Annotated in this window: 17 protein-coding genes; 9 read left to right on the top strand and 8 right to left on the bottom strand. The window is 67.5% G+C overall.

Annotated elements, in window-relative coordinates:
- A complete protein-coding gene (locus tag NS1_RS06460; RefSeq protein ID WP_255284452.1) occupies nucleotides 1–810 on the bottom strand; it encodes a TetR/AcrR family transcriptional regulator in 810 nt (269 codons plus the stop codon).
- Between NS1_RS06460 and NS1_RS06455 the strand changes: the two genes are divergently transcribed.
- The gene (locus NS1_RS06455) at nucleotides 746–2,770 is read left to right on the top strand and encodes a neutral/alkaline non-lysosomal ceramidase N-terminal domain-containing protein (protein ID WP_062982561.1); all 2,025 of its coding nucleotides are present in this window, start codon (nucleotides 746–748) and stop codon (nucleotides 2,768–2,770) included. The genes NS1_RS06460 and NS1_RS06455 overlap by 65 nt on opposite strands.
- On the opposite strand, the gene NS1_RS06450 is transcribed toward NS1_RS06455, so the two are convergent.
- On the bottom strand, nucleotides 2,767–3,027 hold the full coding sequence (locus NS1_RS06450; RefSeq protein WP_056818618.1) for a DUF2530 domain-containing protein: 261 nt from the start codon (nucleotides 3,025–3,027) through the stop codon (nucleotides 2,767–2,769). The two genes, NS1_RS06455 and NS1_RS06450, sit on opposite strands and share 4 nt — an antisense overlap.
- A 62-nt stretch (nucleotides 3,028–3,089) precedes the next feature.
- Here NS1_RS06450 and NS1_RS06445 point away from each other — a divergent pair, with 62 nt between their 5' ends.
- Nucleotides 3,090–3,527, top strand: a complete 438-nt coding sequence (locus NS1_RS06445; protein WP_056818616.1) for a MarR family winged helix-turn-helix transcriptional regulator — start codon at nucleotides 3,090–3,092, stop codon at nucleotides 3,525–3,527.
- Between the two features lie 9 nt (nucleotides 3,528–3,536).
- Here NS1_RS06445 and NS1_RS06440 read toward each other — a convergent pair whose 3' ends face one another.
- Nucleotides 3,537–3,929, bottom strand: coding sequence for a YccF domain-containing protein (locus tag NS1_RS06440; RefSeq protein ID WP_062982559.1), 393 nt, complete (start codon nucleotides 3,927–3,929; stop codon nucleotides 3,537–3,539).
- Between the two features lie 25 nt (nucleotides 3,930–3,954).
- Between NS1_RS06440 and NS1_RS06435 the strand changes: the two genes are divergently transcribed.
- Both NS1_RS06435 and NS1_RS06430 read left to right on the top strand, forming a co-directional pair.
- Entirely contained in the window at nucleotides 3,955–4,758 is an 804-nt protein-coding gene (locus NS1_RS06435) for a TrmH family RNA methyltransferase (protein ID WP_062982557.1), read from the top strand.
- Nucleotides 4,755–5,054, top strand: coding sequence for a DUF2537 domain-containing protein (locus NS1_RS06430; protein ID WP_062982555.1), 300 nt, complete (start codon nucleotides 4,755–4,757; stop codon nucleotides 5,052–5,054). The genes NS1_RS06435 and NS1_RS06430 overlap by 4 nt, the downstream gene beginning before the upstream one ends.
- 3 nt (nucleotides 5,055–5,057) lie before the next feature.
- Here the strand turns inward: NS1_RS06430 and NS1_RS06425 are convergent, their stop codons facing one another.
- From NS1_RS06425 to serC, 3 genes are all read right to left on the bottom strand, one after another.
- Nucleotides 5,058–5,789 (bottom strand): DUF6928 family protein, encoded by a 732-nt coding sequence (locus tag NS1_RS06425; RefSeq protein WP_084503553.1) that lies wholly within the window; start codon nucleotides 5,787–5,789, stop codon nucleotides 5,058–5,060.
- A 178-nt stretch (nucleotides 5,790–5,967) separates the two neighbouring features.
- Nucleotides 5,968–6,984 (bottom strand): septation protein SepH, encoded by a 1,017-nt coding sequence (gene sepH, locus NS1_RS06420; protein WP_082843608.1) that lies wholly within the window; start codon nucleotides 6,982–6,984, stop codon nucleotides 5,968–5,970.
- 313 nt (nucleotides 6,985–7,297) lie between these two features.
- A complete protein-coding gene (serC, locus tag NS1_RS06415) occupies nucleotides 7,298–8,419 on the bottom strand; it encodes a phosphoserine transaminase (RefSeq protein WP_056818606.1) in 1,122 nt (373 codons plus the stop codon).
- Nucleotides 8,420–8,555: 136 nt separating this feature from the next.
- On the opposite strand from serC, the gene NS1_RS06410 reads away from it, so the two are divergent.
- Both NS1_RS06410 and NS1_RS06405 read left to right on the top strand, forming a co-directional pair.
- Nucleotides 8,556–9,227 (top strand): TetR/AcrR family transcriptional regulator, encoded by a 672-nt coding sequence (locus tag NS1_RS06410; protein ID WP_255284444.1) that lies wholly within the window; start codon nucleotides 8,556–8,558, stop codon nucleotides 9,225–9,227.
- A gap of 67 nt (nucleotides 9,228–9,294) precedes the next feature.
- Nucleotides 9,295–9,933 carry a hypothetical protein gene (locus NS1_RS06405; RefSeq protein WP_056818600.1) on the top strand — a complete coding sequence of 213 codons (639 nt, stop codon included), beginning with the start codon at nucleotides 9,295–9,297 and terminating at the stop codon, nucleotides 9,931–9,933.
- Nucleotides 9,934–9,963: 30 nt separating this feature from the next.
- Here NS1_RS06405 and NS1_RS06400 read toward each other — a convergent pair whose 3' ends face one another.
- Complete coding sequence (locus NS1_RS06400) at nucleotides 9,964–10,638, bottom strand: polysaccharide deacetylase family protein (protein WP_255284443.1); 675 nt, start codon at nucleotides 10,636–10,638, stop codon at nucleotides 9,964–9,966.
- Between the two features lie 342 nt (nucleotides 10,639–10,980).
- Entirely contained in the window at nucleotides 10,981–12,105 is a 1,125-nt protein-coding gene (locus tag NS1_RS06395; RefSeq protein ID WP_056818598.1) for a citrate synthase 2, read from the bottom strand.
- A 76-nt stretch (nucleotides 12,106–12,181) separates the two neighbouring features.
- Here NS1_RS06395 and pdxH point away from each other — a divergent pair, with 76 nt between their 5' ends.
- From pdxH to NS1_RS06380, 3 genes are all read left to right on the top strand, one after another.
- Nucleotides 12,182–12,886 (top strand): pyridoxamine 5'-phosphate oxidase, encoded by a 705-nt coding sequence (pdxH, locus tag NS1_RS06390; RefSeq protein WP_062982549.1) that lies wholly within the window; start codon nucleotides 12,182–12,184, stop codon nucleotides 12,884–12,886.
- Between the two features lie 68 nt (nucleotides 12,887–12,954).
- Nucleotides 12,955–14,238 carry an MFS transporter gene (locus NS1_RS06385; RefSeq protein ID WP_373864330.1) on the top strand — a complete coding sequence of 428 codons (1,284 nt, stop codon included), beginning with the start codon at nucleotides 12,955–12,957 and terminating at the stop codon, nucleotides 14,236–14,238.
- A gap of 258 nt (nucleotides 14,239–14,496) precedes the next feature.
- Nucleotides 14,497–15,810 (top strand): citrate synthase, encoded by a 1,314-nt coding sequence (locus NS1_RS06380; RefSeq protein ID WP_082843607.1) that lies wholly within the window; start codon nucleotides 14,497–14,499, stop codon nucleotides 15,808–15,810.
- Nucleotides 15,811–15,856: the final 46 nt, after the last annotated feature.

Below are 15,856 nucleotides of genomic sequence, written 5' to 3'. Positions count from 1 at the left end.
CTATGCCGCGTGGGCGGTGATCATCTCGGCGAGCAGATCGAGCTGAGTCTGCACGGATTCGCTGTCGTCATCGACCAGCCACCGCAGCACGATCCCGTCGATCACATTGAGCATGAATCGGCTCAGCGTCGGCACCGGTGTGTTCCATCGCGTTTCGGTCGCCTCGCTGCATTGGTTGATCACATCGGCGATGGTGCTGTCGTTGAACCCGTACTGCTCGCGGGCGATCGCCAGCTTGGCCGGGGTCGACTCACCCTCGCGCAGTGCGTAGGTGGTGGTCTCGTAGGTCAGCAACTGTCGTTCGGGAGTGGCTTCGATGTTGCGCCACATCAGTTCCAAACCGCGGCGCACCAATTTCTGAAGTGCTTCTTTTCCTGTTCCGGCGTCTTCCCATACCGATTCATCGGCATCGACGGAATCGCGCAATTCCATTGAGAGCGCTTTGACCAGCTCGGTCATCAGCGCGTCCTTGTTTTCGAAACAGTAATGCACCACACCTAGCGAGACACCGGCCGCTTGGGCGACATCGCGCGTGGTCACGCCCGCCACGCCCTTTTTCTCGGCGAGACCGATCGCTGCCTCGATCAGGTGGGCTCGTCGTTCTTCGACGCTCAATCGGGAGGACACTGTGCGAGTTAAGCGCCCACGCCACGAACAGTCAATTCGCCGGTCCGCCAGAAAATCCTGGACATTTGACCAGTTGATGTGGTTGTCTCCGAAATGGAAGTTACGAAGGAGTCGCCCGATGTCCCTGTCCCGCCGCACGATGCTTGCCGCCTCGGCACTGAGTGCCAGCGCCCTGCCCGTCATCTCCACCATGGGAATGCCGGTCGCACATGCGAATCCGGAGGGATTCGAATTCGGGCTCGGTATCGCCGACCTCACGGGCCCGGCCGCGGAATGCGGCATGATGGGCTACTCGCAGTTCGAACAGGCCACAGCGGGAATTCATCTGCGCCCGCGCGCTCGCGCGTTCGTGATCGGGGCGCGCGGAAATCGGATCGCACTCGTCGCGGTGGAGAACGGTGCGTTGTTCGGCTCGGTCCACGGCGCGGTGCTGCTGGCGCTCGCCCGCCGTTTCGGCGATCGATATTCCGAACGAAATGTCGTCCTCACCTCCACACACACCCACGCCAGTTGCGGTGGTTCCGCACACGACTACGCCTACACGCTGGCGACGATGGGATTCCAGCAGCAGGTCTTCGACGCCGAGGTCGACGGGATCGTGGAGGCGATCGTCGCGGCCGACGCGGATGTCGCGCCGGGTTCCATCACCCTCGGCCGCGCGCAATTGCACGATGCCAGCGTGAACCGCTCGCGTGTGGCCTTCGACCGCAATCCGGCCGCCGATCGCGCGGTCTTCCCCGACGCGATCGACCCGGCGGTGACCACGTTGGAGTTCGCCAGGAAAGGCCGTCAGGTCGGTGCGCTCACCTGGTTCGCCACCCACAACACCTCGATGACCAACGCGAACCGCCTGATCAGCTCCGACAACAAGGGCTACGCCAGCTACGCCGCCGAACACCTCGAACACGGCGTCCGCTACCTCGACGGCGCCGACTTCATCGCCGCCTTCGCGCAGACCAATGCCGGTGACATGTCGCCCAATCTCGGCCTCACGCCCGGCAACGGACCGACCACCGACGAGTTCGCCAACACCAGGATCCTCGGCGAACGCCAGCACCACGCGGCGAAACAGGCCGCGGCGCAGGGCACCGCGCAGCGGGCCGAGGTGGCCTCGATGCTCTGCTACATCGACCTCGCCGCGCTCACGATCGACGGCCGCTTCACCCCCGACGGCGCCCCGCGACGCACCGCCCCGGCCGCGGCGGGCGTCTCGCTGGCGGCGGGCAGTGTCGAGGACGGCCCCGGCCTGCCCGGCGGCCCGATTCCCGAAGGCGTGCGCAACCCGATGGTCGACTTCCTGGGCGGCATCGACCATCCGCACCCCGCCTGGCTCGCCGACGCCCAGGCCCCCAAAGCGATCTTCGCCCCACTCGGGTTGATGCCGCCGGTGCCGTGGGTGCCCAATGTGGTGCCGATCCAGCTGGTTCGCATCGGCGACCTGTATCTGGCCGCGGCCGGCGGGGAATTCACGATCGTCGCGGGGCTGCGCGTGCGCCGCGCGGTGGCGGCGGTGCTCGGCGTCGAGCTGGAGCAGGTGCTGCTACAGGGCTATTCGAACAGCTACCACGAATACGTCACCACGCCGGAGGAGTACGACGCGCAACAGTACGAGGGCGCCTCGACGCTGTTCGGCCGCTACACACTGTGCGGGTATGTGCAGGAATTCACGAGACTGGCAGAGGCGTTCGCGGCGGGGCAGACCGTCGGTCGCGGCCCTGCGCCGCGCGATGTCTCCGCGCTGCAGCCGAACTTCGCCGCCGTGCCGGGCCCCGACGCGACCCCGCCGGGTCGTGGGTTCGGCGATGTCCTGGTCCAGCCCGCGTCCTGTCGACGGGGCGAACAGGCGGTGGTCGAATTCGTCTCGGCCCACCCGAAGCACAATCCGCGTCGGGGCGACACCTTCCTGCACGTGCAGCGACAGACCCCGGCGGGTTGGGCGCGGGTAGCCAACGAGGGCGAGTGGGACGTCCGTTTCCACTGGCGCAAAGAGGGCGCCGCGGTCTCGATCGCCCGCTTCACCTGGGATATCCCGGCGACGGCCGAACCGGGCACACACCGATTCGTGCACTACGCCGACGTATTGGGCGCAGACGGCACGCTCCGTCCCCTCACCGGGACCAGTGACGAATTCGAGGTGGCCTAGTCGGTGTCGAGTCCCACCTGGGCGCCCTTGTCGCCACGTCGCGCGGAACGCCGCTGCGCGAGGAAGATCGACGACCCAAGCACGCCCACCACGAGCCCCATCAGGCACACCGGGAGGGCATCGGCCCAGCTCTCGTTCATCCACACGACCACGGTCGCGATGGCCCACAGGGCGAAGCCACCCAGCACTACGGGGCGCGGGTCGACCAGGATTCGGGGCAGTTGAGGTATCTCGGGACTGACAGGTCCGGCATCCATACCCAAACAGTAGCGGTGTGAAACCCGTCAGCCCAGCCGGATTTACCGTAGAGTTCTGCACTGTGACAACGCCATCGGACGTCCGCTCCCTGGCCGGTGACCTTTCGCTGGCTGTCGTGCGGCTCACGAGACACCTGCGCGGACGCCGTTCCGACGCGCAGATCTCGCTTACTCAGCTGTCGGCTCTGGCGACGCTGGCTCGTGATGGCGCGATGACGCCCGGCGCGCTGGCAGGTAAGGAACGCGTGCAACCACCGTCGATGACCCGCGTCATCGCCTCGCTCACCGACCTCGACCTGGTCCAACGCCGCCCGCACCCGACCGACGGCAGGCAGATCATCGTCTCGCTCTCGCCCGCAGGCCGCGCGCTGATCGCCGACGAGACCAATGCCCGCGAGGTATGGATGACCGGTCAGCTCGCCGGACTGCGCCCCGAGCAGATCGCGGTGCTCGGGGAAGCCGTCGGCATCATGAACCAGATCGTCGCCGAATCGGAGTGATCGGCTCGCCTAACGCACCGCGTCGGCCGACACCACGTCATGGCCGAGCGGGAACAACGACAGTGGCACCAGCTTGAGATTCGCCCAGGCGAACGGCAGCCCGATGATCGTCACCGCCAGCGCGATGCTGGTGAACACATGGCCCAACGCCAGCCACCAGCCCGCGAAGACGAACCAGATCACATTGCCGATCAGCGAGCCCGCACCCGCGCTCGGTTTGTCGACCACCGTGCGTCCGAACGGCCACAGCACGTACCCGGCCAGGCGCAGCGAGGCTATCCCGAACGGGATGGTGATGATCAGGATGAAACAGATCAGTGCCGCGAGCAGGTACCCCAGCGCCATCCAGAATCCGCACAGCACCACCCAGAGCACGTTCAAGATCAACTGGACAATCTTCATGCTTCCAGCATGCCAGGATTAGCCGGTGGCCGAAGTGATCGATATCGACGACCCCACCGACCCGCGCGTCGACGACTTCCGTGACCTGTCCAATGCCGACCGCAGGCCGGACCTGCCGGGCCGCAAGGGCCTGGTCATCGCCGAGGGCGTCGTGGTCGTCCAGCGGATGCTCGACTCGCGGTTCACGCCTAACGCGCTGCTCGGGGTCGGGAAGCGCTTCGAGACCCTCGCCGATGATCTCGCCGATCGTGATCTGCCGTACTACCGCGCGAGTGCGGAGGTGATGGCCGAGGTGGTCGGCTTTCATCTCAATCGCGGCGTGCTCGCCGTCGCGCCGCGTCCAGCGGACTTGACGGTCGACGAGGTGCTCGACGGCGCGCGCACGGTGGCGGTGCTGGAAGGCGTCAACGATCACGAGAACCTGGGTTCGATGTTCCGCAACGCCGCGGGCCTCGGCGCGGATGCGGTGCTGTTCGGCGACCGGTGCGCCGACCCGCTCTATCGGCGGGCGGTCCGGGTATCGATGGGGCATGTGCTCCGGGTGCCGTTCGCGCAATTGCCGCAGTGGCCCGAAGGTCTCGACCTCGTGCGGAACAAGGGATTCCAGATCATCGCATTGACGCCGAATCCCGAAGCGGTCAATCTGGCGACGGCGATGACGGGGGAGCGGGTGGCGCTGCTGCTCGGCGCCGAAGGCCCCGGCTTGACCGAAGAGGCCATGCGCGCCACCGATATCCGTGCGCGGATCCCGATGTCACCCGGCACCGATTCGCTCAATGTCGCGACCGCGGCGGCGATGGCGTTCTACGAACGAGTGCGCAGGTCATGAGCCAGGAATGCGACGGCCCCTATCGGGCCCAAGCGGATTCGGTGCCGTGGGTGGCGGGCGGCACCGTTGTCGTGCTGGTCGCGTTGCTCGGCGGGGTCGCGGTGTACGCCTTCGGCTGTGCGCTCGCCGCGGTCAATCCGCTGCTGGCGATCGGGGTGAACGTGGTAGCGGCGGGTGGGGTGGCGCCGACGGCGTGGCGATGGCGGTTCACGCCGGTGGTGCGGTGGGTGCTGGCCGGTGCGGCGGCGGCGGTGGTGCTCGGCTGGATCGCCGCGACCGTCTATGTGATCAGCTGAGGGTCACACCACCCGATCGGCGCCGTGCAGCCACCCGAAGAATCCGCGCTTACGCCGCGTCGCCGCACCGGGGCGACCCATCGGCACGTGCTTTTGTTCGGGCGCCTGGCCTTTCGGATAGAGCGTGAAACCGCAGACCGCCAGGTCGACGGGGGCGGGCTGCCCGGGAGCGGCCGGGGCCAGGTAGCGGAAACCGAGCCATTCGTCATTGGCGGCGTCGGCGAAATCGGGTGGATCGAACGGCAGCGATTGCGGTTCGGGATGGTCCTCGCCCCGCCACGGCACCGGATGCTCACCCGCCCAGAACGTCCGCTCCCACACCATCGGGAGCCCCTCGTTCTCGAGAATGTCCACCCGGGTGGAACTGAACGACCGCCGGAATTCGCCGCGCTCCCAATGCGCGAACGCGCCCCAGTGCAGTTTCGCGTCGTAGGACACGAGATAGGTGTGCTCGGAAGCGAGCGGTCGCACCAGCAGTTCGGGCAGTTTCGTCGGCCGAACCAGCGCGGCCTCGGCCGTGCACACCACGGTCAGTCCAGGATAGCACCCGATGTAGACCTCGTCCCGATCCGGTGCGGCGCACCCGGCCAGCGTCCCGACCATGTGCGGCCGAACGTCGTGGTCGGCGTACAGCTGCCCGGCCAACGCCGCCGCCGCGACAGGATCCGCCTCGACCTGACTTTTCAGGACGGCAACAGGATCAGTGGTATCGACGTACCAGAGCGTAGAAGCCACTGTTCCGCCTCCTTGTCCGCCACCTTGTCCGCCACTCCGCGTATTCAAGCCAGATCTAGGTGGGTAGCACGACGGCGTCTGCGGCTGACGGAGGTGTGTGTGTTACCTCAGCTCGTACCCGGTGAGTTACCCATGTGCTGACGAGATCTCGGGGTATTGACGAGATCTCGGAGTTCGGTTAGTTCCCGGAGCTGCGGACGCCCAGCAGGACGTCCTCCCACGACGGCATGGGCGCCTTACCGCGCTTGGTGCGTGCGGGCTTGGGTGCGGGCTTCTCGACCGCGGGCTCCTCAGCGGGCTTCTCCTGTTGCGCCGCAGGCTGACTCGGCGCGGCGGGCACGGCAGGAATCGGGGCAGCGGGCTTCGGAGCGGCAGCGGGAATCGGCGCCGTGGGGATGGGTGCGGCCGGAATCGCCGCCGTCCCACCGCCTGCCGCGACCTGACGCTGCTCGTAGTACTCGTCCACGTTCGGCGCGGGCCGACTCTGCGGCCGGGCCGCCGGTGCGGCGATCTGCTCGCGCGGACGCGGCTCCACCGAGGTCGGCGGCTCCGGCACCGGCGAGGCGGCCGGAACCGGCGTGGGCAGGATCGTCGCCAGCCCACGCAGCGCGCGGCCGAAGTCGGGATCGATCAGATCGTTGGCCGGGTCGTCGAGCGGGGACACCGAGCCGCCGTGCGCGTCGGGCTGGTAGCGCCAGTGCGCGGCGATCTCGGAGTGACCGTGGCGCCACTGCAATTGGGCGACCCAGAAACCCTTTTCGTCTTTCCAGGCATCCCACTCGGCCTGTTCGATGGTGTGGCCGCGCTCGGTGAAGGCCGCGGTGACGATCTCGTGCAGCGTTTCCACCGAGGGGCCGTCGGGGCGCACCGGGTGCGCCTTCTGCGCCAATTCGGCTGCGCGCGCACGCTCGAGCAAGACGGGGTAGGCGAATCGTTCGACTTTGGATTCCGGCATGCCGGACTCTGCCGTGACCTGCTCGACGGACGCTCCAGCGCGAATACGGGCCTGGATATCGCGAGGACGCATAGTCGCCTCCGTTTCGATCTCGATCTGGCCGAATCGTGCGAGGTCGCCGCGCGCCGCCGCGCGGAGCTTGTCGTCGGCGGGCAACCGGAACTTGGTACCGGACTCGGTGTCGCTGCACACGATGTGCGTGGAGTCGGGCGTCACCCCGATCACTCGAAGTTCACGCACCGTTACCTCCCTATCGCGTCGGCTACGACACCGCCCACTTTCCTAGACAGTAGTGCACATTACTTGGCCGTGGCAGCAGACACGCACGACTTAAATCGCGCGCCAAGGCTGCCCAGGGGGCTAATCTGAGCGGCTCACCCAACGAATTCGGCTTGTGTACAGGGGTTTTGGTGATAGATCAACATCAAATCTCGGTACCGAGATCTGTCGAAACTCGGCGAATATTGCGAATGTGTGCAGTCATGACAAAGAAGGCCGGTGTGCCGCGAACCGAAAAAAGTCCGCCGCACACCGGCCCGATGTCGGTCTTATCTCAGAGCTGACCGACGACCCAGTCGATCGAACGGGTCAGCTGCGAAACATCTTCCGGGTCGATAGCCGGGAACATGCCCACACGCAGCTGGTTACGGCCCAGCTTGCGGTAGGGCTCGGTGTCGACGATGCCGTTGGCGCGCAGGATCTTGGCGACCTGGGCCGCGTCGACGGCGTCGTCGAAGTCGATGGTGCCCACGACCTGCGAGCGGTGCGCCGGGTTCGACACGTACGGGGTCGCGAACGAGCTCGACTCGGCCCACGAGTACAGACGCGAGGACGAATCCAGGGTGCGCTTCACGGTCCAGTCGAGGCCGCCGTTGGCGTTCATCCACTCGATCTGATCGGCGAACAGCAGCAGGGTGGCCAGCGCCGGGGTGTTGTAGGTCTGGTCCTTGGAGGAGTTGTCGACCGCGATCGGCAGTGACAGGAACTCCGGGGTCCAGCGACCCGATTCCTTGATCTCGGCGACGCGGGCCAGCGCGGCCGGGCTCATGATCGCGATCCACAGGCCACCGTCGGCGGCGAAGCACTTCTGCGGGGCGAAGTAGTACACGTCGGAGTCGGCGATGTTCACCGGCAGACCGCCCGCGCCGGAGGTGGCGTCGATGGCGATCAGGGCGTTCTCCGAGCCGACCGGACGCGACACCGGGATGGACACACCGGTGGAGGTCTCGTTGTGGGCCCAGCCGATGAGGTCGACCGAGGGGTCCGACACGGGCTCGGGCGCGCTGCCCGGCTCGGCCTTGACGACGATCGGATCACCGATGAAGGGGTTGCCCTTGGCGACCGAGGCGAACTTCGAGGAGAACTCGCCGTTGGTCAGGTGCAGCGAACGCTCGCGGATCAAACCGAAGGCGGCGGCATCCCAGAACGCGGTGGTGCCACCGTTGCCCAGCACGACCTCGTAGCCGTCGGGCAGGGAGAACAGCTCACGCAGGCCGTTGCGAACGCGGGCGACCACGTCCTTGACCGGCTTCTGGCGATGCGAGGTGCCGAAGACCGAGGCGCCGACAGTCACCAGGGACTGCAGCTGCTCCGGGCGGACCTTGGAGGGGCCGCAGCCGAACCGTCCGTCGGCGGGCTTGAGGTCAGCGGGAATTGTCGGGAACGCACTGGTCATGGGGGCGAGTTTAGTGGTCCGCCGAAGCTCGTACGCGCACGGGGGCGGGTCGGGAAGAGGCTGTGAGGCGGCCCACTCGCGTTCGTCACGGTTGTCTAGTTTGGAACGTTGTTCCAGGAGTGTCAAGATGATGTGTATGGCGACACGTCCCCCACGGACCACCCGGCGCACCGACGCGCTGTCGAAGCAGCGGATCGTGGACGCCGCGATCGAGATCCTCGACGCCGACGGCGAACGCGCGCTCACGTTCCGCGCCCTGGCTTCGCGTCTGGAGACCGGCAGCGGCGCGATCTACTGGCATGTCGAGAACAAGGGCGATCTGCTCGCCGCCGCGTCCGACGACGTCATCGCCCGTGTGCTAGCGAGCTCGGACGACAGCGCGGAGCCCTTCGCCGCGATCCGTGCCGTCGCGCTCGGGATGTTCGACGCGATCGACGCCCATCCGTGGGTGGGCGCCCAGCTCGTCCGGGTGCCGTGGCAGCTGGCGATGCTGCGGATCTACGAGCGCGTCGGCGCGCAGTTGCGGATACTCGGCGTCCCCGAACGGTCGATGTTCTATGCCGCGTCCGCGCTGGTGAACTACATCCTCGGCGTCGCCGGGCAGAACGCGGCGAACGCTCGACTCGATGTGCCGGAGGGAGACCGCTCGGCCTTCCTCGCGGCCGTGGCCGCCCGCTGGACACAACACGATCCGGCGGAATTCCCGTTCGCCCATCAGATCGCCGAGCAGCTGCGCGAGCACGACGACCGCGAACAATTCCTCGCCGGAATCGATTTCATCCTCGCCGGGATCGCCGCCCTCGGCTGACCACGCGGATGCGGTGAGTGCGGGGAATTCGCTCTTGCGCGAAGGGCGTTCGCATTACTCTGCTGCCATGAGCCTCGTTGTGGCCGACTCGGGTCGGACCCTGCTCGACCGGTGTGCCTGGGCGTTCGGGAGGCGGCCGGGGTTGCTGTCGGAGAGCGGCAGGCGGGAACTGCTGATCAGGGGGCTGCCCGCGATGGCGAGTGTGCTGTCGGTGCGGACTCGGCGTGGCGAGGGCGGGTACCGGTTCAGCGTGCGGGTTTCGGTGCCGGGGGAGTTGGCCTACGACGCGCGGGTTCGGCAACGGGTGCGTAGCCAGGATCTCGAGTGGATGCAGACCGGCGACGTGGTCGGCTGTCGAGTAGACCCCGGGGACCGGGAGCGAGTGGTGCTGTTCGTGCCCGAGGTGCCGGAATCGGGGCGTAAGGCGGCGGCCAAGATCTTGGCGAATGGGCGGCGGGCCGAGGCGACGGTGCTCGCGGTGGCGCCGATCGCGGCCGATTACACGGGGCGCGACGATCCGGTGCTCCGGCTCGATCTGGAGATGCGGGCCTGGGACGAGCCGTTGCCGTGGCGGGTGCGGTTGATTCAGCCGGTGCCGCTGTCGGCGGTCGGGCAGATCGAACTCGGGACCCGGTTGGCGGCCGCGTTCTTCACCGTCGATCGGGGAGCTTCGGTCGCGCTCGACTTCGAGGCGCTGACTCGCTAGCGCCGCACCAGGAGGAGTCGTGCCGACTCGTCAGAGGTGGACGAAGGTGAAGCCCGCGGCCCGCAGGGCCGGGAGTGCGGCGGCCATGCCCGCGGCGGTGCCCGAGCGCGGGCGGTGCATGTGGGCCAGGGCGATACCACCGGGAGCGGCCGCGCTCATGGCGCGCTTGACCTGCGCTGATGAGGCCGTCGCGCCGAAGTCGACATTCACGGTGAAACCCAGTGGGGTCTCACCCAATTCGTGGACGATCGCGACCGCCACTTCGTCGTAGTGGGCCGTGCCCGCGCGGAAGAAGCGGGGCGCGCGGCCGGTGAGTTCGGTGAGTCGTTGATGGTTGTCCCACACCTCGTACGCGGCCTCCTCGGCCGAACCCGTGCCCGCGATCTTGTAGGCCGAGTGCCCCGAAACCGACAGGGGTTTGTGGGCGGCACCATGATTGGCCAGCTCGAACAGTGGATTCGCGGCGAGCCGCTGCACCCGGCCCGGATCGGCATCGACCCAGCGTTTGTTGAGAAACAGGGTGGCAGGCACCTGCTCGGCGATCAGCAGGTCGATCAGTGCCTGGTCGATATCGCTGTTGCCCGGGCCGCCGCACGCGTCGAGAGTGAGCGCGAACTGTTTGCCGCCCGCGGGGAAGCTGCTGGTGATGCCGGGCAGGTCGACGCCCCACTGATGCGGGATCGTGCCTGCGTGTCGGGCTGCCACCTGGGCAGGGAAAAGGGGTGGCACAGCCTGGGGAGTGGCGATCGGGTGTGCGCTCGCCGGTGGAACGGTGCGGCTCGTCATCTCAGAAGCAACCGAATCACCTTGTGCGACAGCGCATCCCGTAGCGAAACCGGCGGTCAGAGCGGCGCAGGCGCCGAACAGTCGGCGCCGCGACAAACCGTTGCTGACCACAATCCACCCCTCACGAACATGTTCGCTGGGATGTTATCGCCGATCCGGCTCCTGCGCGCGTCGGACGCATACGCGCAGATCAATCATTAGAGATGACAAGTAGCTGAGAGTGAACCGAGCGTCGATGATCCGGCGCCCGGTTCAGCCGACTCAGTGCTGCGAGATTGTGGACCAGCCCGGAACTTCGTTCGGGGTGCGCGGGCCGGGCCCGGTGTAGATCGCGGCGGGGCGGACGAGCTTGCCCAGCTGCTTCTGCTCGAGGATGTGCGCGCACCAGCCCGCGGTCCGGCCACAGGTGAACATCGCGGGCATCATGTGCGCCGGGACCTCGGCGAAGTCGAGGATGACCGCGGCCCAGAATTCGACGTTGGTCTCGATGGCGCGATCCGGGCGACGCTCGCGCAGCTCGGCCAGGGCGGCCTGCTCCAGCGCGGCGGCCACCTCGAAGCGCGGGGCGTCGAGGCGCTGGGCGGTGGCGCGGAGCACGCGGGCGCGCGGGTCTTCGGCGCGGTACACGCGGTGGCCGAAGCCCATCAGCTTCTCTTTGCGGTCGAGGATGCCCTTGACCAGCGCACGCGCGTCACCCGACTTCTCGACGGCCTCGATCATCGGCAGCACGCGAGCCGGGGCGCCGCCGTGCAGCGGGCCGGACATCGCGCCGATCGCGCCGGACAGCGACGCCGCCACGTCGGCGCCGGTGGAGGCGATCACGCGGGCGGTGAAGGTGGAGGCGTTCATGCCGTGCTCGGCCGCCGACACCCAGTAGGCGTCGATCGCCTCGGTGTGGCGTGGGTCCGGGTCACCCTTCCAGCGGGTCATGAACCGCTGGGTGACGGTGTCGCACTCGTCGATCTTGCGCTGCGGAACGGCGGGCTGATAGATGCCGCGGGCGGACTGCGCCACATACGACAGCGCCATCACCGAGGCGCGGGCGAGGTTCTCGCGGGCGGTCTCGTCGTCGATGTCGAGCAGCGGCTCGTAGCCCCAGATCGGGGCGAGCATGGCCAGGCCAGCCTGCACGTCGACGCGCACATCGCCGGTGTGCACCGGCAGCGGGAACGGCTCGGCGGGCGGCAGGCCGCGGCCGAACTCGCCGTCGACCAGCAGGGCCCACACGTCGCCGAAAGTCACCTGGTCGGTGACCAGATCCTGGATGTCGACGCCGCGATATCGCAGCGCGCCACCGTCCTTGTCCGGCTCGGCGATGTCGGTGGTGAAGGCCACCACGCCTTCCAATCCGCTGACGAAATCCTGTGGTACCGAGCTGGTAGTCATGGTGACTCTCCTTGCAGGGGCATGCCGATATTTCTGAACCCTAGACCCGGTCGTACCGCGGAGTAATCTCGCCCCTATGCGTGACCTGGACCCCGCCGCGACCACCGCGCCCGACCTCGCCGCGATGCGTGTCGACTACGGCAATCCCCTGATCGTCGCCGCCACCGAACCCGATCTCGACGAGACCTGGGTGGCCGGTGGCTGGGAACCGTTGCTGCGCAGCTGGATCGAGCAGGCGCGAGGCGCCGGCGTCGCCGAACCCAACGCGATGGTGCTGGCCACGGTCTCGCTGACCGGCCCCGCGCCGCGACCGGTGGCGCGCACGGTCCTGTGCAAAGGACTCTCGCCCGAGGGCGTCACCTTCTATACGAACTACGACTCGGCCAAGGGCACCCAGCTCGCCGCCGATCCGTACGCGGCGGCGAGCTTCGTCTGGCCCGCGCTGGCCAGGCAGGTGCATGTGCGCGGCGTGACCGAGCGGGTCTCGGCCGAGGTGACCGCGGCCTATTGGGCGGCGCGGCCACGGGAGTCACGGCTGGGTGCGTGGGCTTCACAGCAGTCGCGGCCGGTGTCCTCGCGAGCCGAACTCGATCGCGTGCTGGCTGAGACGACGGCGCGATTCGCCGAGGTCGACGACATCCCCGTGCCCCCGTTCTGGGGCGGTTACCTGCTGCGCCCCGACGAGGTGGAGTTCTGGCAGGGCAGGCACGGCAGGTTGCACAACCGGATCGTCGTGCGGATCGACGGGCAGACCACAGCGATCGAGCGCCTGCAGCCGTAACCGGTGGTGGCCGATGTCACTGCGCGCAAACATGGGATGACCGTGCCGCAGTGGCTAATCTGCGCCGAGTGAAGCTGCTCGCCGATACCGAACCCCTGCGTAATCGCGACTATCGCAGGTTGTGGACGACCAATATCGTCACCGTCATCGGCGCGCAGCTCTCGGTGGTCGCGGTACCGCAGCAGCTGTTCCAGATCACCGGCAGCTCCGGCTACGTGGGCCTGGCCGGCTTGTTCGGCCTGATTCCGCTGGTGGTGTTCGGACTCTGGGGCGGTGCGCTCGCCGATGTGATGGACCGGCGCACCCTGCTCGTCTTCACCACGGCGGGCACCGGTCTGACGGCGGTCGCGTTCTGGGCGCAGGCCGCGCTCGGCCTGAACAATGTGTGGCTGGTGCTCGGGCTCTTCGCCACCCAGCAGGCGTTCTTCGCGGTCAACCAGCCCACCCGCAGCGCCCTCATCGCCCGATTGTTGCCGCCGGAGCAGATGGCATCGGCCAGTTCGCTGAGCATGACCGTGCAGAACGTCGGCATGATCGCGGGGCCGGTGCTGGCCGGTGTACTGATCCCCGTGATCGGCCTGCCGATGCTGTATCTGATCGATTCGAGCGCCCTGCTCGCGACGCTGTGGGCGGTGTGGCGACTGCCGCCCTTCCCGCCGACCGGCGAGCAGCGCCGGGCCGGGCTGCGCGCCGTACTCGACGGTTTCCGCTATCTCGGGGGCCAGCGCATCCTGCTCGCCTCGTTCGTCGTCGACATCATCGCCATGGTGTTCGGCATGCCGCGCGCGCTGTTCCCGCAGATCGCGCACGAGACCTTCCACGATCCGGCCGAGGGCGGGGTGGCGCTCGGCCTGCTTTTCGCGGCCATCGCGGCGGGTTCGGTGATCGGCGGGGTGTTCTCCGGGTGGATACCGCGGGTGCGCAGGCAGGGGCTGGCGGTGATCGTGTGCATCGCGCTGTGGGGTGTGGCGATGGTCGGCTTCGGGCTCGCGGTGGGGTTGGCCGGGCACTGGTTCGGACTGGGTGTGTGGCTGTGGATCGCCGTGGCCTTCCTGGCGTTCGGCGGCGCGGTCGACATGGTCTCGGCGGCGTTCCGCACGGCCATGTTGCTCAACGTGTCCACCGACGAGATGCGGGGACGGTTGCAGGGCGTGTTCATCGTGGTCGTCGCAGGTGGGCCGCGAATCGGTGACGTTGCCCACGGTTTCGCGGCGGCCAGCATGGGTACTGCTGTAGCGGCTGCCGGTGGCGGCGTCCTGGTGGTGATCGGAGTGGTGCTCGCCGCGCTGGCGTTCCCCGCCTTCGTTCGCTACCGCGTCACTCGCGCACCCTCCACTGTGGCCGCGAATTGACTTGTGCGGCAATCGGATTCGGGCATCGGATTCGCGCGCCAGGCAATCGTTCGACACCGCCGCGTCGAGGGTGCGGAAAACGGGATCGGCGCAGGTCCCCGGCTATGCGTCGACCTCACCGCCGCACGTGACCGGTGTGAGAACAGGACAGGACAACCCTGATTGCTCGTCCTGACCGAACAACAGCTAGCGTTAGCGCAAGCGCACCTGTGCCGACCGCACCGGTGCCTACGGTTCTAGCCTGAGAGGGATCCTTCCGTGCCCGCTGAGAACATCACCAACGTCACCGAAGACGCCAAGGCGGTACTCCAGTACCCCGGTGGCGAGTTCCCGATCTCGGTCACCAAGGCCGCGGAGGGTAACGACGGGCTCGACTTGGGCAAGCTGCTGGCCAGCACCGGTTACGTCACCTATGACCCCGGTTTCATGAACACCGCGTCGACCAAGTCGGCCATCACCTACATCGACGGTGAAGCGGGCATCCTGCGCTACCGCGGTTACCCGATCGACCAGCTGGCGGGCCGCTCGACCTTCATCGAGGTCAGCTACCTGCTCATCTACGGCGAGCTGCCGACCCAGGCCCAGCTCGACGACTTCACCGATCGCATCCGTCGCCACACCCTGCTGCACGAGGACCTGAAGCGGTTCTTCGACGGCTTCCCGCGCAACGCGCACCCCATGCCGGTGCTGTCGTCCGCGGTGAACGCGCTGTCGGCGTACTACCAGGACTCGCTGGATCCGCGCGATCCCGAGCAGGTCGAGCTGTCGACCATCCGCCTGCTGGCGAAGCTGCCGACCATCGCGGCGTACTCGTACAAGAAGTCGGTCGGTCAGCCGTTCCTCTACCCCGACAACTCGCTGTCGCTGGTCGAGAACTTCCTGCGGATGACCTTCGGCTTCCCGGCCGAGCCCTACGAGGTCGACCCCGAGGTCGCCGCCGCGCTCGACATGCTGCTGATCCTGCACGCCGACCACGAGCAGAACTGCTCCACCTCGACCGTGCGCCTAGTCGGCTCCTCCGACGCCAACCTGTTCACCTCGGTGTCCGGTGGCATCAACGCGCTCTGGGGCCCGCTGCACGGCGGCGCGAACCAGGCCGTGCTCGAGATGCTCGACGAGATCAAGGCCAGCGGCGGCGACGTCAAGGAATTCATCCGCAAGGTCAAGAACAAGGAAGACGGCGTGAAGCTCATGGGCTTCGGGCACCGCGTCTACCGCAACTACGACCCGCGCGCGACGCTGGTCAAGCAGGCCGCCGACAAGATCCTGTCGAAGATCGGTGGCGACGACCAGCTGCTCGATATCGCCAAGCAGCTCGAAGAGGCCGCCCTCACCGACGACTACTTCGTGTCGCGTCGTCTGTACCCGAACGTCGACTTCTACACCGGCGTCATCTACCGCGCCATGGGCTTCCCCACCCGCATGTTCACCGTGCTGTTCGCGATGGGTCGCCTGCCGGGCTGGATCGCGCACTGGCGTGAGATGCACTCCGAGCCGCTGAAGATCGGCCGCCCGCGTCAGATCTACACCGGCTACGGTGAACGCGACTATCGTGCGATCGACAACCGCTAGTTTCGAACCAGCTGTTGTTGGCAAACTTGTTGGGTACAGCAATCTA

The sequence above is a fragment of the Nocardia salmonicida NBRC 13393 genome, assembly GCF_001613085.1.
GTDB classification, from domain to species: Bacteria; Actinomycetota; Actinomycetes; order Mycobacteriales; family Mycobacteriaceae; genus Nocardia; species Nocardia salmonicida.
Note: the sequence above shows the minus strand (reverse complement) of the source record. Positions and strands in the feature narration are given on the sequence as shown.